At 33.1% G+C, this 25,956-nt stretch carries 29 protein-coding genes; 17 read left to right on the top strand and 12 right to left on the bottom strand.

Annotation, left to right across the window (positions count from 1 at the left end; translation table 11 throughout):
- Positions 1-20: 20 nt before the first annotated feature.
- The 4 genes from VEU72_00755 (at position 21) to VEU72_00740 (ending at position 3,318) form a co-directional block, all read left to right on the top strand.
- Positions 21-839 carry a tetratricopeptide repeat protein gene (locus VEU72_00755; GenBank protein ID HYL65663.1) on the top strand — a complete coding sequence of 273 codons (819 nt, stop codon included), beginning with the start codon at positions 21-23 and terminating at the stop codon, positions 837-839.
- Positions 840-849: 10 nt separating this feature from the next.
- On the top strand, positions 850-1,191 hold the full coding sequence (locus VEU72_00750; GenBank protein ID HYL65662.1) for an SHOCT domain-containing protein: 342 nt from the start codon (positions 850-852) through the stop codon (positions 1,189-1,191).
- A 182-nt stretch (positions 1,192-1,373) separates the two neighbouring features.
- The gene (locus tag VEU72_00745) at positions 1,374-2,762 is read left to right on the top strand and encodes a cell division protein FtsZ (GenBank protein HYL65661.1); all 1,389 of its coding nucleotides are present in this window, start codon (positions 1,374-1,376) and stop codon (positions 2,760-2,762) included.
- A 10-nt stretch (positions 2,763-2,772) separates the two neighbouring features.
- Positions 2,773-3,318: a hypothetical protein gene (locus VEU72_00740; protein HYL65660.1), complete on the top strand. Its 546-nt coding sequence runs from the start codon at positions 2,773-2,775 to the stop codon at positions 3,316-3,318.
- A 45-nt stretch (positions 3,319-3,363) separates the two neighbouring features.
- Here VEU72_00740 and VEU72_00735 read toward each other — a convergent pair whose 3' ends face one another.
- The gene (locus VEU72_00735) at positions 3,364-4,443 is read right to left on the bottom strand and encodes a spherulation-specific family 4 protein (GenBank protein HYL65659.1); all 1,080 of its coding nucleotides are present in this window, start codon (positions 4,441-4,443) and stop codon (positions 3,364-3,366) included.
- A 345-nt stretch (positions 4,444-4,788) separates the two neighbouring features.
- On the opposite strand from VEU72_00735, the gene VEU72_00730 reads away from it, so the two are divergent.
- Entirely contained in the window at positions 4,789-5,121 is a 333-nt protein-coding gene (locus VEU72_00730; GenBank protein ID HYL65658.1) for a winged helix-turn-helix domain-containing protein, read from the top strand.
- A 129-nt stretch (positions 5,122-5,250) separates the two neighbouring features.
- Positions 5,251-5,586 carry a winged helix-turn-helix domain-containing protein gene (locus tag VEU72_00725; GenBank protein HYL65657.1) on the top strand — a complete coding sequence of 112 codons (336 nt, stop codon included), beginning with the start codon at positions 5,251-5,253 and terminating at the stop codon, positions 5,584-5,586.
- A 30-nt stretch (positions 5,587-5,616) separates the two neighbouring features.
- Here VEU72_00725 and VEU72_00720 read toward each other — a convergent pair whose 3' ends face one another.
- The 4 genes from VEU72_00720 to glmS form a co-directional block, all read right to left on the bottom strand.
- Positions 5,617-5,877 (bottom strand): hypothetical protein, encoded by a 261-nt coding sequence (locus VEU72_00720; GenBank protein ID HYL65656.1) that lies wholly within the window; start codon positions 5,875-5,877, stop codon positions 5,617-5,619.
- A gap of 705 nt (positions 5,878-6,582) precedes the next feature.
- Complete coding sequence (locus VEU72_00715; protein HYL65655.1) at positions 6,583-7,197, bottom strand: hypothetical protein; 615 nt, start codon at positions 7,195-7,197, stop codon at positions 6,583-6,585.
- Positions 7,198-7,226: 29 nt separating this feature from the next.
- Positions 7,227-7,358, bottom strand: a complete 132-nt coding sequence (locus VEU72_00710) for a hypothetical protein (protein HYL65654.1) — start codon at positions 7,356-7,358, stop codon at positions 7,227-7,229.
- 83 nt (positions 7,359-7,441) lie between these two features.
- Positions 7,442-9,202, bottom strand: coding sequence for a glutamine--fructose-6-phosphate transaminase (isomerizing) (glmS, locus tag VEU72_00705; GenBank protein HYL65653.1), 1,761 nt, complete (start codon positions 9,200-9,202; stop codon positions 7,442-7,444).
- A 129-nt stretch (positions 9,203-9,331) separates the two neighbouring features.
- Between glmS and VEU72_00700 the strand changes: the two genes are divergently transcribed.
- The 4 genes from VEU72_00700 to VEU72_00685 are packed head-to-tail and all read left to right on the top strand — an operon-like array spanning position 9,332 to position 14,059.
- Positions 9,332-9,940 carry a hypothetical protein gene (locus VEU72_00700; protein HYL65652.1) on the top strand — a complete coding sequence of 203 codons (609 nt, stop codon included), beginning with the start codon at positions 9,332-9,334 and terminating at the stop codon, positions 9,938-9,940.
- Positions 9,937-11,430, top strand: a complete 1,494-nt coding sequence (gene pelF, locus VEU72_00695; protein ID HYL65651.1) for a GT4 family glycosyltransferase PelF — start codon at positions 9,937-9,939, stop codon at positions 11,428-11,430. The genes VEU72_00700 and pelF overlap by 4 nt, the downstream gene beginning before the upstream one ends.
- Positions 11,427-12,395, top strand: coding sequence for an NAD-dependent epimerase/dehydratase family protein (locus tag VEU72_00690; protein HYL65650.1), 969 nt, complete (start codon positions 11,427-11,429; stop codon positions 12,393-12,395). Before pelF ends, VEU72_00690 begins: the two co-directional genes overlap by 4 nt.
- A gap of 14 nt (positions 12,396-12,409) precedes the next feature.
- A complete protein-coding gene (locus VEU72_00685) occupies positions 12,410-14,059 on the top strand; it encodes a hypothetical protein (GenBank protein ID HYL65649.1) in 1,650 nt (549 codons plus the stop codon).
- Between the two features lie 16 nt (positions 14,060-14,075).
- On the opposite strand, the gene VEU72_00680 is transcribed toward VEU72_00685, so the two are convergent.
- From VEU72_00680 to VEU72_00665, 4 genes are all read right to left on the bottom strand, one after another.
- Positions 14,076-15,143 carry an ATP-grasp domain-containing protein gene (locus tag VEU72_00680; GenBank protein ID HYL65648.1) on the bottom strand — a complete coding sequence of 356 codons (1,068 nt, stop codon included), beginning with the start codon at positions 15,141-15,143 and terminating at the stop codon, positions 14,076-14,078.
- Positions 15,144-15,350: 207 nt separating this feature from the next.
- Positions 15,351-15,719 carry a response regulator gene (locus tag VEU72_00675; protein ID HYL65647.1) on the bottom strand — a complete coding sequence of 123 codons (369 nt, stop codon included), beginning with the start codon at positions 15,717-15,719 and terminating at the stop codon, positions 15,351-15,353.
- Between the two features lie 53 nt (positions 15,720-15,772).
- A complete protein-coding gene (locus VEU72_00670) occupies positions 15,773-16,495 on the bottom strand; it encodes a HAMP domain-containing sensor histidine kinase (GenBank protein HYL65646.1) in 723 nt (240 codons plus the stop codon).
- A 131-nt stretch (positions 16,496-16,626) separates the two neighbouring features.
- On the bottom strand, positions 16,627-18,051 hold the full coding sequence (locus VEU72_00665) for an ATPase domain-containing protein (protein ID HYL65645.1): 1,425 nt from the start codon (positions 18,049-18,051) through the stop codon (positions 16,627-16,629).
- Between the two features lie 537 nt (positions 18,052-18,588).
- Between VEU72_00665 and VEU72_00660 the strand changes: the two genes are divergently transcribed.
- On the top strand, positions 18,589-19,284 hold the full coding sequence (locus VEU72_00660) for a PIG-L deacetylase family protein (protein HYL65644.1): 696 nt from the start codon (positions 18,589-18,591) through the stop codon (positions 19,282-19,284).
- A gap of 34 nt (positions 19,285-19,318) precedes the next feature.
- Positions 19,319-19,609 carry a winged helix-turn-helix domain-containing protein gene (locus VEU72_00655; protein ID HYL65643.1) on the top strand — a complete coding sequence of 97 codons (291 nt, stop codon included), beginning with the start codon at positions 19,319-19,321 and terminating at the stop codon, positions 19,607-19,609.
- Positions 19,610-19,747: 138 nt separating this feature from the next.
- On the opposite strand, the gene VEU72_00650 is transcribed toward VEU72_00655, so the two are convergent.
- Both VEU72_00650 and VEU72_00645 read right to left on the bottom strand, forming a co-directional pair.
- Complete coding sequence (locus VEU72_00650; GenBank protein ID HYL65642.1) at positions 19,748-20,458, bottom strand: WbqC family protein; 711 nt, start codon at positions 20,456-20,458, stop codon at positions 19,748-19,750.
- Positions 20,459-20,754: 296 nt separating this feature from the next.
- Positions 20,755-21,033 (bottom strand): winged helix-turn-helix domain-containing protein, encoded by a 279-nt coding sequence (locus VEU72_00645; GenBank protein ID HYL65641.1) that lies wholly within the window; start codon positions 21,031-21,033, stop codon positions 20,755-20,757.
- A gap of 426 nt (positions 21,034-21,459) precedes the next feature.
- On the opposite strand from VEU72_00645, the gene VEU72_00640 reads away from it, so the two are divergent.
- From VEU72_00640 to VEU72_00620, 5 genes are all read left to right on the top strand, one after another.
- Complete coding sequence (locus VEU72_00640) at positions 21,460-21,738, top strand: DUF4364 family protein (protein HYL65640.1); 279 nt, start codon at positions 21,460-21,462, stop codon at positions 21,736-21,738.
- 34 nt (positions 21,739-21,772) lie between these two features.
- On the top strand, positions 21,773-21,982 hold the full coding sequence (locus VEU72_00635) for a hypothetical protein (protein HYL65639.1): 210 nt from the start codon (positions 21,773-21,775) through the stop codon (positions 21,980-21,982).
- Positions 21,983-22,446: 464 nt separating this feature from the next.
- Positions 22,447-22,722: a winged helix-turn-helix domain-containing protein gene (locus VEU72_00630; protein ID HYL65638.1), complete on the top strand. Its 276-nt coding sequence runs from the start codon at positions 22,447-22,449 to the stop codon at positions 22,720-22,722.
- A gap of 160 nt (positions 22,723-22,882) precedes the next feature.
- Positions 22,883-23,860, top strand: a complete 978-nt coding sequence (locus VEU72_00625; protein ID HYL65637.1) for a hypothetical protein — start codon at positions 22,883-22,885, stop codon at positions 23,858-23,860.
- 36 nt (positions 23,861-23,896) lie between these two features.
- Positions 23,897-24,835, top strand: coding sequence for a metallophosphoesterase family protein (locus VEU72_00620; protein HYL65636.1), 939 nt, complete (start codon positions 23,897-23,899; stop codon positions 24,833-24,835).
- A gap of 31 nt (positions 24,836-24,866) precedes the next feature.
- On the opposite strand, the gene VEU72_00615 is transcribed toward VEU72_00620, so the two are convergent.
- Positions 24,867-25,956: fibronectin type III domain-containing protein (locus VEU72_00615; protein ID HYL65635.1), on the bottom strand; the 1,090-nt coding region annotated here is incomplete at its 5' end.

The following is a 25,956-nucleotide window of genomic DNA, read 5'->3' as shown; positions in this document are numbered from 1 at the left end:
ACACAAGATAAGTGATTTTAATGAAGTTTTTTGGACAAACAAAGGATATTGAAGCACTAGTCTCTGAAGGAATTTCACTTGCCAAGCTTAACAAAGACAAGGATGCAATTTCATTTTTTGACAAGGCTCTAAAGGCAGATCCTCAAAATGTTGATGCACTATACCACAAAGGACTGGCATTAACCAATCTTGATAAAAATAGAGAGGCCATTTCATGTTTTGAAAAGATTTTAGGAATAGATCCAAAACATGTTGCTGCTCTTAACAACATAGGAAACTCACTTGCAGAAATTGGTCATTATGAAGAGGCCATAGCATCATATGACAAAGCTTTGAAAATCAAACCAGATTATGCAGCATCTTTTTACAATAAGGCAATAGCAAAAAACAAACTCAGTCAATATGATGAAGCGATATCGTGTCTTGATAATTGCCTAGGATTGGAACCACAAAATATTGACGCATTGTTTTACAAGGGACTGGTATTAGGCAAACAAAAAAAACATGAGGAGGCACTTGCCTGTTTTGATGGTGTGCTGAAGATAGATCCCCAGTATAATGAGGTCTCATTTTACAGAGGAACAGAGCTAGCCGAACTTGGCAGGCATTTAGATGCCATAGATGCATTTGATTCAGTGCTAAAAGAGCATCCAAAAAATGGTAACGTAATATATGCAAAATCCCGTAGCAAGGCAGAGATTGGCGAGATTGATGAATCCCTCATCCTACTTGCAGAGGCCATATCACATTACGGTAAGACTATTAAAAACTGGGCAATAAAGGACAAATCATTTAAGAGCATAAAAGATGATTTGCGATTTAGGACACTGGTAAAATAGGTGAAAAAAATTGTCTGATGATTTAATAAAAACAGTTCAAAAATTAATTGATTCTGGTAAAGGGGACAGTAATAGACTACATGAGATTTTCAATGTACTAAAACATGGCACCCCCCTATACATGTCAGATTACAAATATGTAGAAAGTCTAATTAAAACTCTAGAGGAACAAGAACAAATTAAATCAGAAAAAGAAATCAAAACAAAAAAAACCAAAGGACAAAATAAAAAATCAGATAAAGTTCAATCAAAAGAAGACAATGCTCTTAAAATTCTAAAAAATCGACTTGCTGCTGGAGAAATTACCATTGAAGAGTTTCAAGAACTAAAGAAAGTGCTAAAAGAAACCTAATGAATTTTGTCTTAGATGAATCTTTTCTCCTTAAATCTTAAATGCAATCACACCAAGATTGCTATTAGGTCTACAAATTTGCTATTATCACAGTTTAATGTCTATAACAGTCAAGTTGACACTTTACATTCTTGCACTTGTTGGTTAAAGAGACAAATCATTCTGTATAATGGTGAGTAATATTGTCAAAGTTTGATCCACTGCCACCAGCCCCGGTGCTAATGACATGTTTTGGTCATTGCGGCATAGGATTGGGTGCAGAAGCATACAGAAGATTACTTCTTGATGTAGGTGCAGACCCGCTCAAACCTACTCTTAAAGGTGAAAAGGAAGAATCCAGAGTGCTCAAAAGATACGGCAGCACCATACTGAGATTTCCACCATCATATGGAAGTGGAGAGATACCACTCATACCAAGAGCATTGCTAATTGACTTGGATCCAAGAGCTGCAAATCTCATTTTACAATCATATCCTGATCTTTTTGCCCTAAGAGATAAACACGTAATTCATGGTTCAGGAGGAGCAGCAAGAAATTGGGCAGAGGGCAGAACCCGATTCATAAAAGAGGTAAGTACTAAATTTGATATGCAAAAACAAATTGCCGCTCTTTCACCAGAACCAGTAAGGGGATTCTGTGTACCGTTTGCAATGGGAGGCGGAACTGGCAGTTCATTTGCAAGTGGATTTATCCAATACATAAAAAAAGATACTAAAGAGCATGCAACCATTGCAACATTAGGACTTTTACCAGAGTTTGGATGGGATCCTATAATTTTTGAGGCTGCTGCAATAAACATAGTGATGAATCTAGAACACCAAATAAAATATAGTGATTGTTCAATACTCTTTTCAAATAAAACCCTAAGACTCTTAGCTCATAGATTTGAAAAAAAATTGGACAAGATTCCATCAATAATTGATGATCTTCCAAAAGAACAAGAAGTAGGCTGGAAGGATTATCGCGGTATGAATCTGATTGCAGCAAGTGCCATTTCGATGTTTGTTTCATCATTTGCAAGAGAAACAGAATGGGACATGTCAAACTATAGAACATGGCTTGCAACAAAACGACCAAAATTTGCCATTCCATGGGTCATCCCAATCATATCTGAGGAAAAAATATGGAGTACAGATCTAATGTCAAAAGGAAAAAGCAACACCATGGAAAGAATTGTAGAACACATTCACAAAAAAGAAGACGCACTTTTGTTCGATATTGATGAGAATGATGTCCGAGACAAGGGCGGTCCAAAGGATTCTTGCTGTGCACTAGTCAAAGTCAGCGGAGAATTTGATGTAAAAGAAAGAGATGCGCTCAAGGCAATCATCAAAGACAGATTTAACATTGAAGATTCTAGAATGATTTTTGTCAAGATACCAATACTTGAAAGCGAACAGGCAAACGTGACAATTCTAGTTAACACAAAGGCGATAGGACCAAAAATACTTGAAATTGCAAGCGAGGCCGAAGTCTCATGGGATGCTTACAAGGAGGAATATGGTAGATGGGGTTTGACTACAGAAGAATTCAAGCAGAGCCTGATGGACGTAGTTCATCAGTTTAGTTAGGTATTGAAAGATGGTTGATTTTCAGTATCTTGAAGAGATAGCTGGCAGGATAAAATCCAATAGACAGCAATTAACCAATGTAGAAGCTGAGCTTGCCAGAGTTAATTTTAGAATTCATGAAGTTCCATTAAAGAGTGTCACAGAGTCCACATTTGCAAAGATGGTAGGAGAACAGTATCATGACGAATTGGGTGAACTTGAAAAGATAAAAAATGAGCTTGTGTCTGAAAAAGAAAAACTAGTCGAGATGATAAAAAATGATACCAATACTTTTGTTACAGAAATTACTTCACCAGAGTTGGTGATTCCTTTAGAATTGCCCCCAAAACTATCAGAAGGCAATACAATCTTCAAGTACAAAAACGGAACCAAGTTTAACAACATATTTGACATATTGAGTGAGCTGTTAGGACTAAGTGCACCAATTTTAGTCAAGGATGTAATGTTTTCGTCATCTGAAATTGTTGTCAAGGTATCAGATGAATATGAAGCAAAGCAGAAATTCATTAGCAGCATGAACGAGGTACAAAAAACCTTGTCTATCAAGAAAAGATAATTCTTAGAATTTTTACAATTTTTTTCTGGAACTTTTTTTAAAAATCTAGTGTATTGAGTTTAGAATATTTCGTGCAGATCGTATCAATTGATTTGCTTGATCTTGCGTTATCTTCTTTCCAGTTTGTGCGTTAACCTCGTGAATAAATGCGTTAAGCTGATTCTTGGCTTCATTGTTGTTTGAGTTAAGCGATTTAATTGCTACCTGAAGTTTAGAATCAAAGATTGTTGTTTCATCTTCCTGTAGATTCATTGATTTTACATTGTTGATCAGATCATTTATTGTTAGGGCCATGTCTAAAGATGAAAGATCAGTAAGATACTGGTTAAAGTATGATGGAAATACAGCATATGGATTTGGTTCTGTTTGGTCTGTGATGTAAACCCACTTCAGATATTTTGTTGCCATATGAAGCCAAGTCGAATTATATGTTGGCTGAGAATGTATTGTGACACCAAAACCAACTACATCCTTTGAATATTGAGGATAGAAGGTTCTTGATTGAAGTGTCGATTCATCTGGATATCTTGAAGATTCGTATATTGCTATATGGTCAAAGAGTTGTACATCGCCTTGATGTATTGAATTTCCTGGGTTTGCTCGTATGTATGAGAAACCTAGCGACCTTGCATAGTTTGAGATTGTCTGGTAAAATGTAAATTCTGATGAAGAGCTAGACACCTCATCGAACATTATTCCATCTAGTTTGGGGTAGAATTGATGGTATGCAGATATCATATCTTCTACATTTGCAACAGTCCTTGTTCCGTATCCTGTAGGTACATAACCTGTAACTACGTCACCCGTATTCTTGAGCTGGGTGATCGCATCTGCCCAAGATATAGAAGGCTCTGTTCCCGGTCCAGATTCTGGATTTATGTTTACATCGAATGGTACGATGGAGAAAGCTTTCTTTGCTGCAAGCACTTGAGGAAGCTCGCTTAGATCATACATTGGATAATAGATGCCTATGGCGTTACCTCCAATCCGCGTAGCCAAGTCTCCTGTAGTTGTGCTTGATGTAGATTGGTTGTTAGAGTCTTGTTGCGCAGTTAATGCAGTATTACTGATAAAAATAACCATGATAAAAATTCCACCAATTATTCCAAAGTACAGAGTTTTCATTTTTTGGATACATTCATTTCCCGTTAAAAGTTTAAAAAATTGAAGTAGATTTGTACTGTAACAATCTTCTCAGTTGTAATCAGAAAAGAAAAAATGTTTTACCACAATATACAGTGAAAGCGGCATCACGTCTTGACTGATAACTCTTGTCAATGCCCTGTTAAGACATGTATTTCTTATTACTTAAAATTAAAATTCAAGTATTGTTTAATATTGATTAATTTTTTTGTATAAAAAATTTTGCAACTTGTTATTAAGGTTCGCTCACCGCTACAATAAGTAGTATTTCTAGCTAGAATTTTTCGATCATGGATAATAGTAGGATTTCATATAAAATAAATTTCAATGACATTGACAAGCACTTCAACTGACTTGCCTACAAGTAAATTATTTTTAAAACATCAACACAGATCTACTTTGAGCATAACTGGAGATATTCTCCAAGCATGTATGGATGCAGGTGTTGATGGCATATTGATATCTAAAATATCTCAAAAGGCAAATCTGTCATACACTACAGCAATGAACAACTGCCAGAAATTAATTAACGCAGATATGATAAGATCTATCAGAAACGAAAGAAAACATATTTTTACAATCACTGAAAAAGGAATCAAATTCTTTAAAGAATTTCAAAAATTCTATGATATGGTTAAAGAAATAAACATCAGATGCTGAAAGATGTAGAGTTTTCAAGAGATATTTGAAATACAGATACAATTATTGAGTTAAAAGATGATAAAAAAAAGCATGTAATTGTCTATTACATGCCACAGAATTATAAAAGATTATTCTCAGGGTAATAGCATGACCAGACAAGAACTATCAATATACCCACAATTGATTGAACAAAACCAGCAAAATAAGAAAAAAAGAGGACAACTTGATCAACTCATTCAGATTTTAGAACATTTACAATACTCAAGTGATGCTATCATCAGTTCCATAGCGCGATTTACTAATATGTCTCATTGTGCCGCAACTAGGAATTGTGAAAAACTAATCGGAGCAGGGCTTGTCCTAAGATATGATACTTCTAATAATCGACGATATAAATTGACAAGTGAAGGCATGTTTTTTCTAAATAATTGCAGAAATTTTAGAGATGTTTTGTGCAAATACCAATTAAGTGACACGTTATAGTGTAACAAACAAAAGTACACTAACATCATATTATAAATTTCCTAGTAAATTTGTTGTAAAGCCAGACGGAATAGTCAACTGTATCTCAAACAAGTGTACTGTATCATCTAAACACCGAACTAGATAATCTCCTGACTTTGTTATATCTATGTTTACGCCTTTGATTATGTTTTTTTCTGGAAAGTTTTGTTTCCTAGTAGCTTTTAGAATATAGTCCATGGTTTTCTGATCTTTAAGACAAGATTGTGTCAAAAAAAGTTTCTTGGACTGATTTAACTTGATAGTTGCCACTCAATCAGGGAGTTTGATATAGTTTTTAACCATTATTTCAAACCAAAATAGAACAATGTACTAGAAGAGAACTGCACAAATCTTATTTCCTTTATAGTGGAAAGATAACAGAAACTGTAGAGTCATACCCCAAACCCAGTGTGTCATATTTGACACCGCTCTGCAGTTTCAAATTTTTATTTAGCAAATATTCATGGTTAATTCATAGATCATAATGCAAGTATAGAACAATGTACTATATTGATCAGACAAATTGGTTAAATTCAAGGTCACTAGTCATAAAACATGAGATATCATGACGAGAACGAGATGTGTGTTAGCATTCTAAAAAACATCAATTTAGAAAATATACACGATCTATCTAGTCATACGGGTTTATCCTTGTGGAAATTAAATAAATGCCTAGAATTATTACAAAAAAACTCATTAATAAAAAATGAAGAAAATACACAGATTTACAAAATAACTGAAAAAGGTACACTGTACTTGAACTCATATTATAGAATAATGGAATTGCTTTCCTGTAAATCAGAAAAAAGACAAGAAATTATAGCTTAATCATAATTGAATTACAGGCTTTAATACACAGTAGATGTATGAAGAATTTTTGAAATTTGGTGTAGATTTTCTTTATTTACTAATGGATGAACTGAAGGCTCAAAACACTAGAAGCTGCCCATTCAGTAACTGCAACATTTCCAGAAGTTATTTTGGAATTGTGCCATCAATTTGAATAATACATGATGAGAAGGTTGACGGATATCTCGTTATTGCGTTAAAATTTTTAGTCATATGTGCATCAATATCATCCACAAATCCAGACCCTTTAGCTATGACATTACCATTACCATCTAATAATTCCATTTGTAGAAAAATCACCTTATATGAAATATCTCCAGCAGTATACTGCCCTGTCATTTGTACATATTGATATCCACTCTTACATACAATATTGCTAAAACCTCCCACTGGATTGGTTTTGTCATATACGGTGGTGTTTTGTATGATGATGGAAACAGTGTGATTTGTGTTTACATGTATAGTGTTTTGTGTTGGTATGATGGAAACTGTGTGATTTGTGTTTACATGTATAGTGTTTACAGATGTGGTGTTTTGTATGGGAATGATGGAAACAGTGTGATTTGTGTTTCCACCTGCATCATTTGAACCTGGAAAAATAATCTCACCTTCATCTCTTGGAACCATCTGGTCAGCTGATGCCGATTTCAAAAAATAATTTGGTGCAAATAACATGGCAGTAGAGAATACAGTAAAAAATAGCACCATCACAAATCTTTTTGAAATATTATAATGTGTCATTTTTATTCTGCTTTTGTAGTAATAAAATTCTAGAATTTTGCAAAAGTAAACTCTTCTCCATGATTTGTTCTACATTCAGAACATATGACAAGTTCATCAGAATCAAATTCAACCTCAATGTCAGAATCATCAACTATTTTCCAACAAATATCACAACTCATGACTTACATTATTATAACAACTAAAGATTATCTTAATTTGCTAACAAATTACTAGAACAGTCATAAGTAAAAAAACAATACATCTATTTTACAGTAACAGATTTGGCAAGATTTCTTGGGTAGTCAGGATCTGCATTCTTCTCAAGAGCAGAATAATATGCAAGCAGTTGAATTGGAATGATTTCTATTAAAGGATAAAAAGCTTCACCAACTGTCGGGATTTGTATCCAAAAGTCATAAACATCACTTGGTTTATCAGAGATCCCAATTATTTTTGCACCACGAGCCTTTATTTCATGTGCACTTGTCAGAGTATTAGCATATGTTGAATCATGCGGATTAATTATTATAACATAAACATTGGAATCCATTAACGCAAGGGGGCCATGTTTTAATTCACCGCCAGGAAGACCCTCCGCGTGAATATATGTCAGTTCTTTTATTTTTAGTGAGGCCTCACAAGCTATTGGGTAATGTATTCCTCTTCCAAGTATATAGATGTCAGAAACATTCTTGAGTTGTTTTGCAATATCTATGATTTTTGAATGATCTAATAATGTCTTTGACATGGCCTGTGAAATTTCATTTAAATCAAGTCCTAAGCAGTTTCCACAAAGCTTGTCAGTGAGTTGATACAATACAGCAAGTTGTGAGGTAAAGCTCTTGGTTGCCGCAACACCAATCTCTGGCCCACAGTTCAATCCTATCGAGATTGATGACATATTTGCAAGCGAAGATGTCATCATATTTACAATAGAAATTATTTTTGTGCCATCATTTTGTGCAATATTTACAGCCTCAAGCACATCTGCACTTTCTCCACTCTGAGAGAGGGCAATCAATATTGATTGATCATCAAAAAAGTTCGGAGAATATGGTACTTCACTGGATATGAGAGATTCAATCTTTAATTTTGCATATTTTGAAAAAATGTGTTTTGCAACAAGTGCGGCATTGTAGCTTGTTCCGCTTCCAGTTATGAACATGTTTTTTGCTTGTTTTATTAAATCAGCTACAAGGTCAAGTTCGATTTTTGTATTATGACCTGCTTTTAATATTGTTCTGGGCTGTTCTGAGATTTCTTTTATGGTATAGTGTGCATATTCGCCTTTGTATGAATCAGCAAATTCTTTTGATATTTTTGTTATTTGATGTCTTACTGGATTTCCATCAAAATCAAACATTTGAATCCCATGTGTATTAATTATAACAAACTCGCGATTATCTGGATAAATCACTTGATCAGTATGTCCTACAAATCCCAAAACATCGCTTGAGACAAAATATCCTTCTTTTCCAATTCCTACAATTAATGGTTCATGAAATCTGGCTGCGGCAATCATTCCGTCATTAAATACTGCAACAAAAGAATAATTCCCTACTAATTGCCCAACAGTTTGTAACATAGATTTTTTGACATTTTTTGTTTGATCAAACTCATATTGTAAAAGATTTGCAATTACTTCGCTGTCTGTCTCACTTTTAAATAGAAAACCCTTTTGTTGCAAGTCTTTTTTTAGTTCTGAAAAATTATCAATAATTCCATTATGAACTATAGCAATTTTGCTTGAGCTTGATGGATGTGGATGAGCATTTGCAGACGTTACCCCACCGTGTGTAGCCCATCTGGTATGACCAATCCCGATATGGCCAGAAAGTGTGTCTAGTTTAGAGGTATTATTTACCTGATCAACTTTTCCAACTCCTTTTTTTATTAAAATTTGATTATCAGAAAATGTTGCTATTCCTACACTATCGTATCCTCTATACTCCATTCGTTTTAGCCCTTGAACTAATACTGGCGCTGCTTTATCGGATCCAATGTAACCAATAATAGAACACATTTTTTGTAACCTCTAAATTATAAAATGGTGCAACAAGTTTCTTAAGCGTTATAGAACTATTTACTAAAACATTTTACCTATAGAAACTTACCATTATTTTAAAAAACACACATAGCAAATAAAACTAGATTGAAAGTAAAAACATGGATAGATAGGATTACCGATGACGATAATTTGTGGTTTAATGCTATCAAGTTGGAAGATGGTGGAAATTATTTTGAAGCCTTTGTGTGTTATTTAAAAGATTCCGCAGAATGTTTAAAAAATAACTTGTTTGTTAAAGCAGCTTTGAGTTGTTCTTGTGCAGCAATCTGTATTGCACATCAAGGTAATCCAATAGCAGCGCGTCAATTATACTTGGAGGCTGCAAGAATTTATGAGGAAAATGCTGATTATATTATTGGAGAGTCTATTAGAGAATCTCTTTGGTCGCTTCAGGAGGCTTATGAATATTATTTACTAGGTGTAGACGGTGATAAAGCTGAGAAAGTTTACAATAAAGCTCTTTTTCTAGCAGGAAAAGTGAATCCATTTTCCGGTGAAGATGAAATCATGCAAAGGATGAAACTAAGAAAAAAACGTGCATCTGATACAATGAGTGTGACACATACTAATCATCAAGCCTCTGACAAAATAGAAGAAGAGATTCAGAAATTTATGCGTCTAAGAAAACCAGATCCCATTATAGATAGCATGATAGATAATACATCTAAGAATAAACAGAGGCAACCCTCTTGAAGAAAGTATTACTGATTAGCTGGGATGCTTATCCTAATTATGCTTCAGGTGGAATTTACACCTGGACTAAGACTTTGATAGACAGCATGCCAGAGTGGGAATTTGTAGTTATAAATCAACTCTCAAATCCAAACGGCAATGGAAAATATTCGATTCCTAATAATGTTACCAAGGTAATAGAAATACCGATATTTGGAACAAACAGATATGAAGAATTTTATAATGAAAAGCGTTCACTGTTATTAAAAATTCTTCGTACAACAGAATCAGTTATTAAAAATGAATTCATGCCTCTATATAAAAAATTTTTAAATGTTGTATTATCAGAGACATGTTATCCAGAAGAGCTTGTAGAAATAATTTGGCAGCTCCATCAATTTTTAATTATTTATGATTCCAAAAAGTGTTTTGAGTACAATCTAGTATGGGATAGTTTTCTTGATCATATAAAAAAGGACCGACTCTACGAAAATATGTCTCTAAAAGAGACGTTGACTGCTTTTCAACTTATTAGCAGAAGTATGCAGCTCCTTTCCTTTCAAGTGCCAAAAGTTGACATTATACATTCTTCTCTTGCGTGGCTGCCCTCCATGATTGCAATTTGTGCGAAACGCGAAAGCAATTGCCCAGTTATAATAACAGAGCACGGTGTAGCGTTCAGAGAATTGATGTTATACTATAATGCGGTGTTATATGATGAACCAGCTAAAATATTCTGGAAATTTTTTTCGCGCAATATTACTAGAGCAATGTATTCAATTGCAGATGTAATAACACCAGTCTGTGAAGCAAACGCAGATTGGGAGAAAGATCTTGGTGCAGATCCAGCAAAAATCAAAGTGATCTACAATGGTGTAAATATTCAAAAATTCTGCCCCGTGGAAATAAAAAGAGAAGATGCCAGACCAACAGTAGTGTCTGTTGGAAGGATAGAGCCTTACAAAGACATTGTTTGTCTCATACGAGCAATTAGTCATGTAAAAGAAGTGATACCAAACATTCAATGTCTCATATATGGTAGATCAACAGATCTTGAATATTCTATAAAATGTGTAAATAAAATCAAGAGTCTCAATTTGACAGACAATGTCAAGTTCATGGGAGGCACAAGCGAACCAGAAAAAGCTTACAATTCAGCCGATGTGATTGCGTTTAGCAGTATTACAGAGGGATTTCCTTTTTCAATAATAGAAGCCATGGCTTGTGGAAAAGCTGTCGTGGCAGCAGACGTTGGAGGTGTCAGAGAAGCATTAGAAGGCTGTGGCCTACTTGTAAGAAGCATGCGCCCTAAAGATATTGCCAATGGCATAGTAACATTGCTCAATGATGAACAGTTAAGAAAGGAATTAGGAGAGGCGGCTATAAAAAAAGTAAAGGACGAATTTACTATTGAAAAAACTGTAGAACAAATAAAAAAAATGTATGAAGATTTGATGAATTCATGTGAAGTAAAAAAGAAAGCAAAATTAGCGGAGGTAGTCATACAATGAAAGTTTCAAGAGCTATAGTCACTGGTGGTGCAGGTTTCATAGGAAGTCACATAGTAGATGAACTCATCAACAGAAGCATTGAGACATACGTCATTGATAATCTGCGCACAGGTTCAATAGAGAATCTAAGACAACATGAACACAACAAGCTATTTCATTTAGTGATCGGAGATGCAAAGCACATAGGTCGGCTTTTATTTGGTGTCAGTGATATCGATCTAGTTTTTCATGAAGCTGCAATTGCAAGTGTTCCATTATCAGTAAGTGAACCCATGTTAGTTCACAATGTTAATGTGAACATGACACTTGATGTAATGAATTTTTGTTTAGAGAAAAACGTAAAACGATTTGTTTTTGCCTCATCAGCTGCGGTATATGGAGTAATAAAAGATCATAATGCCTCAGAGGACATGGTGTGTAAACCATTCTCACCATATGGAGCATCAAAGCTTGCAATTGAAGACTATCTTGCTGCATACTATAATACTTATGGTCTTGAGACTGTAGCTTTAAGATATTTCAATGTGTTTGGGGCTAGACAGACGTTAAATGACTATAGTGGTGTGATTACCATTTTTACGAATCAATTATTACATAAAGAAATTCCAACTGTTCACGGAGATGGAAAACAGGTACGTGATTTTGTCCATATAAAAGACATCGTACAAGCAAACATGCTTGCAATGGAATCACAAAACGCGGTAGGGGATGTCTTTAATGTTGCCTCCGGGATACCAACTAGTATTATCGAAGTATTAGAAACATTAAAAAAAATTACAAAAACAAAAGACATACTTCATAGGTACGGTCCTACACGACCAGGCGATGTTCGATTCGGCTTGGCAAATATTGACAAGATAAAAAACATTCTTGGATATGAGACAAAAATTACATTAAAGGATGGCTTGACCGATCTGGCAGAGTTTTTCAAAAAAAGGGCTGAATATAACATGTTACCAATTTAGGAGATTAATTTCAATTGCCTATATCAAAATATGATAGTGACAGGATCCTAACAGAAGAAATTCGTATTTTTGCACAAAAGGTGGCAAGATCCATAATAGAGATCCAACCTGTTGTCAATAATATTGCAGATATCATTGTGCTGCTTGAGGTATTAGGATATAGTAAAGAAACACTAAAGAAATATGGATTTAGTGATTATTACGATCTTTCAAAGTATCTTTATGGTTTTATTGATGCATACGATAACTCGGACAAAAATAAAGAAAATATTGTTAAATCATTTTACAAGCAAATACCTGATACAAAACACAGAATAGTAGAAGGTTTCAGTCTGGTCTTTCCGTGGTTAGGCTCATTGATGCTCTTATTAGTTTTTGGTGTCTCGCTTTGGATGGCTTTTGGACTTCCTATCACAATAACAACAGCCTTTATAGCTGGAGTATTTCTTGGGCTTGCAATAACGGAGGGGGTTTTACAAATTTTCAGTAGATTATTTACTTTTTATCATGATCAAGGTAATGTCTGTGAAGTAAAAAGAATACTAAAAAGAAATTATATTCTGTTATCACTTATCATATCTTTGGCTGTATGTTCACTATATGGCATAGCAACAATTATGCATATTCCATATAACCTCATAAATGTAAGTGTAATCAGCACAGTAACAATTTCATTACATAGAACTAGCTACATGATAATTTACGCATTAAAGAAAATTAAGCATGTAATTTTTGCATATTCTGGTGCGTTTGTTGCGTTGCTTTCAGTTTATTATTTTCTTCCTAATTTCATACCTGAAACGTCTACAAGATATTTTGTTGCTTTGGGTACAGCGTTTGTAGTTTTATCAGTTCTTGCAATATATCATCACTATAAGATAATTTCTAAAACATCAGGATCTGTAGCAAATAATGAAGTATTGCATTTTTATCGTCCAATGAGCGTAACCGATAAAACTATCATGTCTAGGCTCAGTATACAACTATGGGAAACAATGCCCCACTTTTTATTTGGAACATTCTACTTTTGCATGATTTTTTCAGATAGAATACTTTCATGGATATTTAACCCGATGGCTAAGCACATTGGTCTTCCAATGGAGTTTAATTCTGTGTATCATGCAGGTGCTGATCTAGCATTACTAGTACTATTATCAACATCAATTATACAATTTGTCTTAATGAGCCCACTTTATTTACAATTAGGAAATATGACTATAAATCATAAAATTTCTGAAATGAAAAAAATCAATTCGTTTTTGCAACAACGCTACAAGCGATTGCTGCTCATAACTATTATTTCTGCAATAACGACAGTTGTTATTCTGAATTTTGTGGCATCGACGATCGTCTTTCACGCAGGTGGTTCCCAAATCAGCATTCAAGTATTACGTATTGCATCTATTAGTAACATATTCCTTTCAATATTTGCAGTAAACAGTTTATTCATGGCATTCCTAAATAGAATAAAAATGATGGCATCGATTGTTATAGTAGGAACGTCAATAGTCGTGATTGCTGGCACGATTTTAGCACAATCAGGTTTTGAAAATATAGTATTTGCTTATTTAGGAGCAACCATCATGGCTGCAATAACATCTACACTGTATGCCAGAAAGATCGTAAAAAATGCAGGAACCATGTTTTTTTCAAAATACGTTTGACAAATTTTAATCTAGTTTAAAAATAATCCGGAATGAATGAATCTGAGTTTGAAACTTTTCCCATTCTATTTGTTTTTTCATAAGTAGAATACGGAACATAAACTTCATTCCAATATCTCATACAGACAAGCTTTTGATATGCGTCTATTTTGATTTCTTCACCTAGGACAAAATTACGAAAAACTATATCTGGTTCATTAATTCCTGCCACTGCACGTATCGGACAAGTGGCTGAAAAACGAGGATTAATTTCAAATATTTTGGGCGTATTTTCAATCATTTTTGCTTGTATGTTGATTGATCCTCTACAACCAAATTTCAATGCAGTTTCTTCAGCAGACCTGCGTACATCGTGAAAATCATCTACAAATGCCTTGTATGTTTGGCCTTGTTTGAGCGTTTTTCTCATAGAGATTGAAGCCATTACGTTCTTTCCTGTTCTGTTTACCACAACTCCTGAGGTAAATTCTACATTTTCTCCATCAAGGTATTCTTGAATGATTGGACGCCAGCCTACTTTTTGAATTGCAGAAATTGCTTGTCTAATTTCATCTCTATTATTTACAATGTAAAAGTGTAATGAACCATGTCCTTCTCGTGGTTTTACAACTAGAGGAAAACCAAATTCTTCAATAAATTCTTCTTGGTTTTCAGGCAATGAAGATTCAGCGCATGGAAGATTATTTTTCTTTAGAAACTCGAAAGTTTTCCATTTGTCTGTTGCTATAGATATCACGTCTATAGGATTTACGAGTACTGCTGAACCTGTTTCTTTTTCTATTTTTTCTTTAGCAAATGCAATAGGCAATAATTCTTGTTCTGATCCCACAAAAATGGCTTGAACATTTTGTTCTTTACAGATTTTAATTATGGAATCAACATAATCTGATGACGAATACGAAGGCATGAGAATACCAATATCACTGCGGTACAGACCTGCTGCCTGTGCATTAACATCAGTTGCAACAATTTCATACATTACTGGATGATCTTTTTTCATATTAGACAGTTTCAAAGATTTCATTATACCTTGTGAAACTATTCCCCCAGCTGCAGTCACTAACACGGTTGCCTTAGCTCTCATGTATTATCATAAGTTTCTTAGTTTATTTGTTTTAGCTAAAAAAGAACCAGGATTTTTATGAATTAGAATTATAATATAAAAAATCACCCTTCCAAAGTTGGAAATGGCATAAAATGATCAATACTTGAACCAATCAAAAATAATAATTATTTTTGTGGTTGTAATAATATCATCAATTATCAAAAACATTAATTTATTTTAATTTGATCATTTGTTATTTAATTCTGTGTTAATGTGTACTACTAAATCACTTATTGTAATGGGTTTACGAATAAAACACTTTACGTCAAGTGTTGGAAAGACTTTTTTAAATTCATCATAATACACCTCAAATGCTGTAAAAAAACAAACTTTGGCATGATCGTTTCTCTTTTTTATTTCACGGTACAATTCAAAACCGTTTAATTTTGGCATTCTTATATCAACAAGCAAAAGATCGTACATTCCTGGTTTAAATTCTGATAAAGCCTTCTCTGGATCCACATATGCATCAACTTGAAATCCGTTACGCTCTAAACCTCTTTTTATGGATGATGAAATATCTGGCTCGTCGTCTACAACAAGGATTTTTTTCAATGCGATCAAATCCATCTTAATGTTTAAAAAATTTGCTATATTTTTTTATGATTTTATACAATTTTTGTATTTTCCTTAATTAGTAATGGAATAACAAATATGAAAGATGCGCCTTTCCCATCAGAGTTATTTTTTGCCCATATGTTTCCACCATGTGCTTTTATGATGTTTTCAGATACGAATAATCCCAATCCTGTACCCTTCCCTGAAATTGTTGTAAACTTTGAAAACAAATCTGGTAGAACGTGTGAATCTATTCCACTGCCAGTATCCTTGACAGTGATAACAGCAGTTTCTTCATCTTTTTTTTCTAGTGTTATCTTGATACTTCCTGCATCAGTAAATTTGAGTGCGTTATCTACCAGATTAGTTATAACCTGATAGATCCTATCTTTATCAGCTTCTACGATAACCTCACCTGCAGATTCAAATAATAATTTTATATTTGTTGCGTCATAAAGAGAATTTTTAATTAAACTGTTGAAATCTTGTATCACATATGATATGAGTTCTGTTAGATCAAATTTTTCTTTTTTCAGTTTCAGCATTTGACGTTCAATTCTATTTATGTCCAATAAATTATTACAAAGTGTTTGAAGTCTCATAGCATTTCTAAATATTATCTGTGAATATTCTTGAGTATTTTTTTCCGGACTATTATACAAAAATTCTGCATGTGTTAGAATGGATTGAATAGGTGTTCTCATTTCATGACTAGCTATATTGATGAACTCTGTAAGATCAGATAATCCATTGTTATTTTTGTGCCGTATCATCAAATTAGTTATATTAAACAAAGTTATAGAATATAAAATCATATGATAAAATGTTCTATTATAAACAAATGTTATCATATAATGTATAAGTTGTGGTCATTTTGAAGAAGAAATTTTGAAAATAAACAGCTTTAGACTATTGGTTCTAAGATAATGTTTGGATATCCATGATTTCTATCAGTAACGATTGCATAAAGATGTGACCATGGAATTTTTGATTTTAAAAACAATGTACCGTTTATTTCAGATACATTGAGATACATATCAGATATTTTAGACAGTTTTTCTTGAATATTATCTTGTGAATGTCTTGTTACTAAGATGAAAAGATCAGTTTTTGATTTTATAAACTCAATTTGTTGTTTTACTTGTTTTCTCATATCACCAGTGTGGGATTCATGAGACAAGTCTGATCCCACGATAGCGAGTAAAAGTTTCTTTGGGTGTTTTTTCTGTATTTTTATGATGTCTTTTTTGATAGATTCTAGTTGTTGTATACTGTCAGGATACCTTAGATCTTGTGTAGAATATGTAGATGTGCTTTTTGATTTATTGACAAATTGTGGAATTTCTAGCATTTTCATAGCATCTTTTGATAAACGAGATTCCAGATATTTTGTAAGATACTCATAGTTAATTCCTTCAAAAGGTTGGAATAAAACAGGGTTACCTGTACTAGCAAAGTTTGAAATAATTTTGCCCAGAAATGCCAAGATTACTTTGGCATTTATGTTAGAATCAAGCTCGATATTTACAAAACTTTTCTTATGAAGCCCGTCACCAAGTATTCTATCTAGTTCCGCATATCCTGTTTTTATATGATTATTACTGAATGTTCGTGGTGTGTCTTCAGGTTTTTTATCTAGAACATTAGTAATCATATAATCAGTAGGACGATATGGCTCATAACTACGAAACACATTACTGTTGAGCGTGAAAATATAAGATGGCCTATTTATTCTGACTCCACGTAATTTTGAAAGAAAAATCTCTCGTACTATTCTGTTATCATAATATTTTTGTTGTAATTCCACTATACCATCTACAAGATAATCAAGTGTTGTATCCTTTGGTGCTTCGGCGATAAAAATTATTTTTGCGCCGGATCTTTCCCTCCAAGTTTGAAGTACTCGTGCATTATTCATGAGTGCTTCTTTGTCCATAAAATACCCTATGGCATCCCAACTGTCGATTATTATAATCGGCGCTTTAACATCCATCAATTGGTTTGTGATTCTTTCAAATAATGAACCAGGTTCATCAAGTCTAGCATCAACAAAAATAGGCCTATCGGTCTCAAATTCGGAGATTTGTTCTAATTCTGATTTCTGTGACTGAGCAAAAAATGATTCAAGCCATGGATAATATTTGAAAAGTTGCTCGGGTGAAATTCTGGTCGAAATATAGAGGCAGTTTTTATTAATATTTAAGACACGTAAAATAGTCAGTGCAAGAGTGGTTTTTCCCGTGCCAGCATCCCCTTTGATAAGTAATGAATAGGTTTCACGTTCAAGAAAATCTATTAATTCATTTGGGATATGCATTGAATTATTCATAATAAGGATTAGATGCCTTTGTATTTATTTTCATATGTAACTTTGAAAATTTATACAATACCATAAAAAGAAATGCTTAAACATTAATCGATAATCTTCAATCTTGGATTATTTTCTAGAAATATAATATTCCATATTTTGTTCTACCAAATTCCAACAGGTGCTATGATACCATTTATCTCCATATATCATATCGCCCTCAGATAACAACATCTTCTCGCCACACAATGAACATGTTTGTGTTAGAAAGTCATGGTGATGTATTACATCTTGTGTTTGTTCATCATCAATTATTTGAATAAATATCGCCTCCAGATATTGTTATGTGATGATGTTTTTTCATACGTACACAATGAAATCTGTAGATTATCTGAGTATGCGTAAAAATTACTAGAACAATCATCTTAAAAGAATCATGATAATTTTTAGTCTTTCATTTTTTATATAAAAAAAATTCATGTTAGGATCATTTTTAGGATAAAAAGATATAGAAGAATATTACTTCATGCATAAATAAATTCAAAATAATATCATGATATGAAAATATTGGCAATTGGTGCACACCCAGATGATATTGAATTAGGATGTGGTGGGCTCTTGCTTAAAGCGGCAAGACAAGGACATGAGGTTCACATGTATTCTGTTACAAGAGGATCTGTCGGAGGAGATCCAAAGCAAAGAACCAAGGAGCTTATGCAATCAGCCAAGTTTATTGGTGCTAAAAATTTATGGATAGATAACTTTGAAGATACCAGACTGACTGTTAGTAGCGAATTAATCAGTCACATAGAATTCTTTGTAAATAAAGTGGATCCAGAGATCATAATTACACATTCTCATGGTGATGTACACCACGATCATCGCGCAGTATCATTATCAACAGTAGAAGCTGGAAGGTTTGTTTCAAATATTTTATCATATGAGATTCCATTGACAAGGAATTTTTCACCACAGGTGTTTTTTGATATCACAGATGTGATAGATGATAAAGTTGAATTGATAAAGAAATTTTCGTCTCAACAAAGTAAACTTTACCTTCAGGCAGATGGAATTAAAGGACTTGCAGAATATCGTGCACTACAAAGCAGGTTAAATTCAACCGTTAATCATGTAGAAGCATTTGAAGTATTGAAATTATGTTTAGATAAAGAATTCAAATTGCTCAAAGTTCCACATCTTAGTCAAAAAGGACAGGGCATAGAGGATTTGAATGAAATTCTAGAATTAGCATAGAAAATTCTAAACAGATTTAGAGATTATGAATGATTTGATTGATTATGTTGAGACAAATGTTATGGGATGGGGGAATCGTGGTTGGCTTGAAATTATTTATTTTATTTTGGTAGTTTGTAAAAAGGGATCTTTGAAGACGCACATAATGTACAAATGTAATCTTAACTCTAAACAAATTGATCAATACATACAATTTCTATTAGACAAGCAATTACTTGAAAGGGAACCTGAATTTTCCAATTCAAAAAGATATACCTATAAAACAGCTGAGGCGGGTAGGAGATACATTATAGCATATAATCAATTAGCAGAAATTTTTGATTAACTAAACCAATCATATTTGAGATGCATATCTAGTGGTTCACATGATGCTCAATTTCTGATTTTATTGATTAGTGTATTTTTCTAGAGAAATTTATCATGGCGTTGTATATTTTCTCATTATCTTCAAATAATTCCTAAATCATTTAGTTTCAATAGTAGGAAGATCTTCAGGTATTGAAGTTATCAGTTTTAAGCTATCAGGTCCTACATTTGTCACCATATCAATAATGGAAAGATCAGGTACAAAAACATCTGTGAAACGTTGAGCATACTGCGTTGACATATAGTTTTGATATTCTATTTTCAGATTGTTTTTCAGAAATAGTTTTTCTTCGATATAGTTTTTACTGCCTTTTCCTGCCACATAGGTATCTGCACCAATGGCCTTACAGACATTAACTAGTCGTTCTGTGGATTCACCTTTCACGTATAATTCAGATTCTCTTACAATTTCGATGTTTAAGCCAAGCCAATCAATTGTTTTTTTAATTGTTTCAAAATCTAAGTCAAAAAGAAATTTCCATTCTCTTTTATAGAGATTTTCAAAATAATCTTTGTATAAATGAAAGTACTTTGTTTTTGCATAAGATTGATAAATTTTCTTCCAATGATGTTCTTTCCAAGGTATTTCATTATTAATTTCAACTAGTATGTTTGGCAAAAATTTATGATCTTTGTTTATTGGTACAGTTAACCACGTCCATCCATTTGTTGCGATAATTCTGTTTCTATTAGTCCACCTTTTGTCATACTGAACATCGTCCATTATAACATAGATATCGGCCAAACTCAGTTTATGAAAAAACCCAGGATATGGAAAAAAATGAGGTTGATGTATGACTGCTTTCATTTACTTTATTTTTGTGTCTGATATTATAATACAATATGGTAAATTGTTCAGTAACAAAATTCTATGTGATTTATACCATTGAACTTGATACATACTAGAAATGGTACAGTTAGAGCCTGTGCAACAAGATTAATCACAGATGACAAATAAAATAGAAAAAATCAATATAGTCTTAACAGAAAATGATTGATAAAGAAACATAGGCGAGCAATAGATTCCATAAATGTCAGAATCCTAAGTTACAATTCTGGAGAATCTGTCAGATAAACTAGAATTCTTTTTTGATTGAGTTTTCTTTATATTCCAAAAGGATCATTAAATTTTGATTTTTTAAAAGGGATTAAATCATTCATTTCATTTGAGATTTTCATGAACGCGTGTCCTTTTTCAGTCACTCTGTAAAATTCCCTTTCATTCTCATATTGTAATAGATCATTTTCCTTTAGGAATTCCAAGTAGTCATTTACTTGTTGAAAAGACAAGTATGCGGCATACATTATTCTTGTTTTAGTAGCGCCTTCCACTGCAGCCTGTAAAATCATAGCAATGATTTCCATTTTTCCTCTGTATTTCATTACATGGATCTTCAAAATACACCATTAAAGGAATTCGTAGAAATTACATGTATCATTGTTTCTTTTTGTCATTCTGATATAAAGAACATAGGTTGAAAATATATGTCAATTTCATTCATGAAGAGAAAATATGTTTGGTGCGGTCAAGTCGGTTTTACACCGCTTCCTTTAGGTTGGATTGCCTAACGTGCAAATTACACCATAACCGCATGATTTTATTTTGTACTTATTTTTCATAAGACTTGTCGATGAATTATAGGTAACAATCTTCTAATACTAAATTATTTAAACTGTAGAAAAAATTATGAGTAAAATAAAAATTCTATGATTCACTGTATTTAATATTTTATTAATACAAAAAATGTATACGTGTTCTATAACTAAATGTCATATCTTTTTTATAGTATTTTAGCTAATAAGAAAGATATGAAATACCGTAGCAGAACGGAGATAATAACAATGATCTTGGAGGTAGCCAGCCAAGGAGTAACCAAGACGAAGATAATGTACAAGGCATATTTGTCATATTCACAGCTAAATCAGTACATGTTATTTTTGATTGAAAACAAATTGATCGAGTGTAAACCAGGTTCGGAACTTTATACATTAACAGAAAAAGGTCGAAGGCTCGTACATGTATACAAAGAACTTGAGGGCATGGTTCCATTGAAAAAAGAGCAAACGAAATTTGCTTCCCATTCATGAAATCTTTATCAAATGTATAAAATGTGATAATTCTATGACTGAACAAAACATCTCACAAATAAATGCAGAAAGAGCAAAAGAAATAACAAGAAGATTTCTTGGACAATACCATACTGTCATTGACGTAGATGCAATTTTAGATAATAATGTGTGGATAGTTACAGCATATCTTGGATTCTCAAATACGCAAACCAGACAAGTCAGAGTAGACTCCTATTCTGGCAGGATAATGGGTTATTCATAACCTAAATAGATCTTTTGGTTTATTTTTCTGCTAAATTGACATATCGAAAACTATAGATCGTATATGTTTGTATGATTTTTTCTTCAAATTGATCGGATGTATAAATTTGATAAACAAATAATCCTTATTTTTTTTAAATAAATGTGAAAAGGTTTGTTTATTTTTATTTAAGAATTTTTTATCTAATTTATTGTTATCGTGTTGAGATCTCATCATTGATTAATAGTGGGTTTTGGAGGTTATCAGAGTATGCGTAAAAATCACTAGAACATTTTTCAGATGTTTTATTAGGATGAATAAACCAATAGAAGAGTTACAGGCAAACTATGCCAAATAGAATACAAAATGAAAGTGTTAATTTTATTGAAATTATTGATTAGATTTATATAAAAATTTGAAAACAGGATTGATCTACTAGAACATTGTTTCAATAATTTTTTATATCATAATTATGGCGTATAAATATGAAATACCGTAGCAGAACGGAGATAGTAGCAATGATTCTAGAGGCATCAAGGGCCGGAGCTACGAAGACGAAGATAATGTACAAGGCATACTTATCATACACTCAAGTTAAGGAATACATATCATTTCTACAGGACAACGAATTGTTAACGTATGAGGCAGGTACACAACTTTATAAAATAAGCGAAAAGGGATACAAATTTCTTCGATCATATAGTGAAATTACTGATCTAGTTGCTACTCCCACAAACAACGGAAAAGTGCTGAATTTCTAAATTTATTTTAATTTTTATCTTCTAAAAATTATTAAATTCTGATTATTAAAAACAATCTTCCTAACTTCCAACTAGAATATTTTTCTAAGAATTTTTATCGTAAATAATTATTAAACTATCTTGCAAAGAGCTTTAAAACTAGTTTTTTGTTGTGAGCATAATGTTAACTAGAAATGTGTTAGAAACAATGGATGATATAACGTGTACAGTTTGTAATGGAAAACTTGTTTCTGATTTTTACAATGGTGAAAAAATTTGTAGTTTGTGTGGGATAGTTACAGGAGAGAATCATGGATTGTCACTCAATGAAACTGATTTGTCATCAACTACAAACACAACAAATAATGATGGCCCAACTTCTCTTATGATGTATGATATAGGATTACCAAGTATCATCGACAGTAAAAATATTGATGCGAATGGAAAACATATTCATAATCATGAAATAGAAAAACTAAGAAAGTTAAATAAATTCACAATTTCTAGCAATTCGAAAACAAAGAATTTAAACAAGGCGATTAGCGAAATCCGTAGAATTACAGAGATAATTGGGTTTAATGCTTTGATTGCTGAAAGAGCCAGTTACATATATCGTAAGATGCTCAACAAAGGAGCAATCAGAGGTAGATCAATTACTGGAATTGTAGGTGCCATTATTTGTGTAGCATGCGAAGAAATGAATATCCCATGCTCAATAGATAAAATTGTAGAACTCTCAAACACTTTAACAAAGAAAAGTATCAATCACTATTACAAGTTTACATTAAGACAATTAGGGATGAATAATAGAATAGTTAGTCCTTCACACAGTATATCACGAATTGCTAAAAAAGCAGGATTGAGTGTAAAAACAGAAAGAAAAGCGTTAGAGATTTTGGAACAGGTAAAGGATAATCCAATAATAATAGGTAAAAAACCTGTTTCATTAGCTACCGCGGCACTTTATTTGGCATCTTTTCAAACTAATGAACATACAACACAGCTTCGTATCGCAATGGCGTCTGAGCTAACAACCATAACCATTCGTAAAAGAAGTTTGGAATTATCTAAGATATTAGAAAATATGAGATCAATTCAAGCAAATGAAAAAGGACTATCAAATAAATTACTTGAAGATGAAAATGTCGACAAGAAATAAAATTTGCACTTTTGATTGCAAGAAATTGATTTTTACATGAATAATAATTTACAAAAACTTGATTTCTCAGACGTTTATGAATTTATTGAGGTTATAGATTCTGTTATCAATATTTTACAAAAGGAAAGGAGAATAACAAGACATATTGTTGGTGGAAAAATTAATTCAGGATTAATTGAATTAAACATACCTGAAAATCTTGTAATTGTAGGCGATCTTCATGGAGATTTACGATCGCTTCAACATATTCTTAAAGAGATAGATTATGAAAATTTCCTTTCAAATCACAGTAACAAACTAATTTTCTTAGGAGATTATGTAGATAGGGGCAATCATTCTATTGGTGTTTTGTATACAGTGTGTTATCTGAAACGGAAATATCCAAATTCTGTAATACTCATGAGAGGAAACCATGAAGCACATATGGAATTTCCTTTTTCGTCTCATGATTTACCGTTAAAAATTATCGAATATTTTGGAGACAATTATGAAAAAGCCATACATGGCAAAATATCTACCTTGTTTCAATTACTATACTTGGTAACCATAATACAAAATAAACTATGGTTAGTGCATGGAGGACTGCCAACCGAAATTGAATACAAAGATTTTGAAAAATTAATTGAAACAGCACAATCATATAATATACATAAAAAATCACTCGAGGAGTTGTTGTGGAATGATCCACGTACTATACAAAATGGAGGCAATTGGGAAAAATCAAGGAGGATGTACGGAAAACATTTTGGAATAAACATAACAAAAAAATGGCTGACAATGTCAAGAACCAAGGTCATTGTAAGAGGACACGAACCATGTAATGGGTTTAAAATAGATCATGATGACAAAATATTAACATTATTTTCTTGCAAAGAAGCATATCCTAAATTTGAAGCAGCGCATATTTTCATATCAAAAAAACAATTAGAAAAAATTCATAACGCTGTGGATCTTGTACCCTTTGTCAGAAAATAGATGGTTATATTAAAAATATCTAAAAATACATCTAGCCTGTACTATAATATGCTGTCAGAACTGTATTCTGAGTTGGTGTGATGGTAAAGTAGCTGTTTGTGGTTCCGTCACTCCAGTGATTAAAGACAGTTGTAAGATAATCTCTTACATGGACAACATATGTAGTTCCAGATGTAACTGTGAACGATATAGGCGTAAAGCCCTCTGCTATGGTTGTACCGTTAGCATAACGAATTACAGTAGACATGCCAGTGATTGGGTTTCCGGACATGTCAACTGATTTGATTGTTAGAGATAATTGTGTACTAGCTGTAGTTGCAGATGCTGTGTTTGATGGTGAGCTAGTTCCAATTGAATTAATTGCAGAGACACGATATGTGTAGGTTGAACTTGCAGCAAGTCCTGTATCAGAATATGTTATAGCTGTGTTAGCTGTATTTGCCACAATGGTAGACCATGTTGTTCCACTATCAGTTGATCTTTCTATCTTGTAACCAGTGATTGCAGAGCCACCGTTGCTTGTAGGTGCAGTCCAGGATAGATTGATTTGTGATGATGCAGCTGTAGCTGTTAGACTTGTTGGCACTGTAGTTACACTTGCTGTACTATAGTATGCTGTCAGAACTGTATTCTGAGTTGGTGTGATGGTAAAGTAGCTGTTTGTGGTTCCGTCACTCCAGTGATTGAATACGTTATTCCCGTAATCTCTTACATGGACAACATATGTAGTTCCAGATGTAACTGTAAAGGATATGGGTGTAAAGCCCTCTGTTATGGTTGTACCGTTAGTATAACGAATTACAGTAGACATGCCAGTGATTGGTTTTCCTGACAAGTCAACTGAGTTTACTGATATGGCTACCTGCGTGGTACTAGTACCACTAGTTGTTGTAGATGCTGTGTTTGATGGTGAGCTAGTTCCAATTGAATTAATTGCAGAAACACGATATGTGTAGGTTGAACTTGCAGCAAGTCCTGTGTCAGAATATGTTATAGCTGTGTTAGCTGTATTTGCCACAATGGTAGACCATGTTGTTCCACTATCAGTTGATCTCTCTATCTTGTAACCAGTGATTGCAGAGCCACCGTTGCTTGTAGGTGCAGTCCAGGATAGATTGATT

The organism is Nitrosopumilaceae archaeon, assembly GCA_035631875.1.
Classification (GTDB): domain Archaea; phylum Thermoproteota; class Nitrososphaeria; order Nitrososphaerales; family Nitrosopumilaceae; genus TA-20.
The sequence above is the reverse complement of the archived record's forward strand: the minus strand, read 5'-3'. Positions and strand labels throughout refer to the sequence as shown.

Excerpts from the sequence above, each read along its gene's own strand:
- VEU72_00755 (HYL65663.1), top strand. The coding sequence starts at position 21 with ATGAAGTTTTTTGGACAAACAAAGGATATTGAAGCACTAGTCTCTGAA.
- VEU72_00740 (HYL65660.1), top strand. The coding sequence starts at position 2,773 with ATGGTTGATTTTCAGTATCTTGAAGAGATAGCTGGCAGGATAAAATCC.
- VEU72_00735 (HYL65659.1), bottom strand. The coding sequence starts at position 4,443 with ATGAAAACTCTGTACTTTGGAATAATTGGTGGAATTTTTATCATGGTT.
- VEU72_00730 (HYL65658.1), top strand. The coding sequence starts at position 4,789 with ATGACATTGACAAGCACTTCAACTGACTTGCCTACAAGTAAATTATTT.
- VEU72_00725 (HYL65657.1), top strand. The coding sequence starts at position 5,251 with ATGACCAGACAAGAACTATCAATATACCCACAATTGATTGAACAAAAC.
- VEU72_00715 (HYL65655.1), bottom strand. The coding sequence starts at position 7,197 with ATGACACATTATAATATTTCAAAAAGATTTGTGATGGTGCTATTTTTT.
- VEU72_00710 (HYL65654.1), bottom strand. The coding sequence starts at position 7,358 with ATGAGTTGTGATATTTGTTGGAAAATAGTTGATGATTCTGACATTGAG.
- glmS (HYL65653.1), bottom strand. The coding sequence starts at position 9,202 with ATGTGTTCTATTATTGGTTACATTGGATCCGATAAAGCAGCGCCAGTA.
- VEU72_00690 (HYL65650.1), top strand. The coding sequence starts at position 11,427 with ATGAAAGTTTCAAGAGCTATAGTCACTGGTGGTGCAGGTTTCATAGGA.
- VEU72_00680 (HYL65648.1), bottom strand. The coding sequence starts at position 15,143 with ATGAGAGCTAAGGCAACCGTGTTAGTGACTGCAGCTGGGGGAATAGTT.
- VEU72_00670 (HYL65646.1), bottom strand. The coding sequence starts at position 16,495 with ATGATACGGCACAAAAATAACAATGGATTATCTGATCTTACAGAGTTC.
- VEU72_00665 (HYL65645.1), bottom strand. The coding sequence starts at position 18,051 with ATGAATAATTCAATGCATATCCCAAATGAATTAATAGATTTTCTTGAA.
- VEU72_00660 (HYL65644.1), top strand. The coding sequence starts at position 18,589 with ATGAAAATATTGGCAATTGGTGCACACCCAGATGATATTGAATTAGGA.
- VEU72_00650 (HYL65642.1), bottom strand. The coding sequence starts at position 20,458 with ATGAAAGCAGTCATACATCAACCTCATTTTTTTCCATATCCTGGGTTT.
- VEU72_00645 (HYL65641.1), bottom strand. The coding sequence starts at position 21,033 with ATGAAATACAGAGGAAAAATGGAAATCATTGCTATGATTTTACAGGCT.
- VEU72_00640 (HYL65640.1), top strand. The coding sequence starts at position 21,460 with ATGAAATACCGTAGCAGAACGGAGATAATAACAATGATCTTGGAGGTA.
- VEU72_00635 (HYL65639.1), top strand. The coding sequence starts at position 21,773 with ATGACTGAACAAAACATCTCACAAATAAATGCAGAAAGAGCAAAAGAA.
- VEU72_00630 (HYL65638.1), top strand. The coding sequence starts at position 22,447 with ATGAAATACCGTAGCAGAACGGAGATAGTAGCAATGATTCTAGAGGCA.
- VEU72_00625 (HYL65637.1), top strand. The coding sequence starts at position 22,883 with ATGTTAACTAGAAATGTGTTAGAAACAATGGATGATATAACGTGTACA.
- VEU72_00620 (HYL65636.1), top strand. The coding sequence starts at position 23,897 with ATGAATAATAATTTACAAAAACTTGATTTCTCAGACGTTTATGAATTT.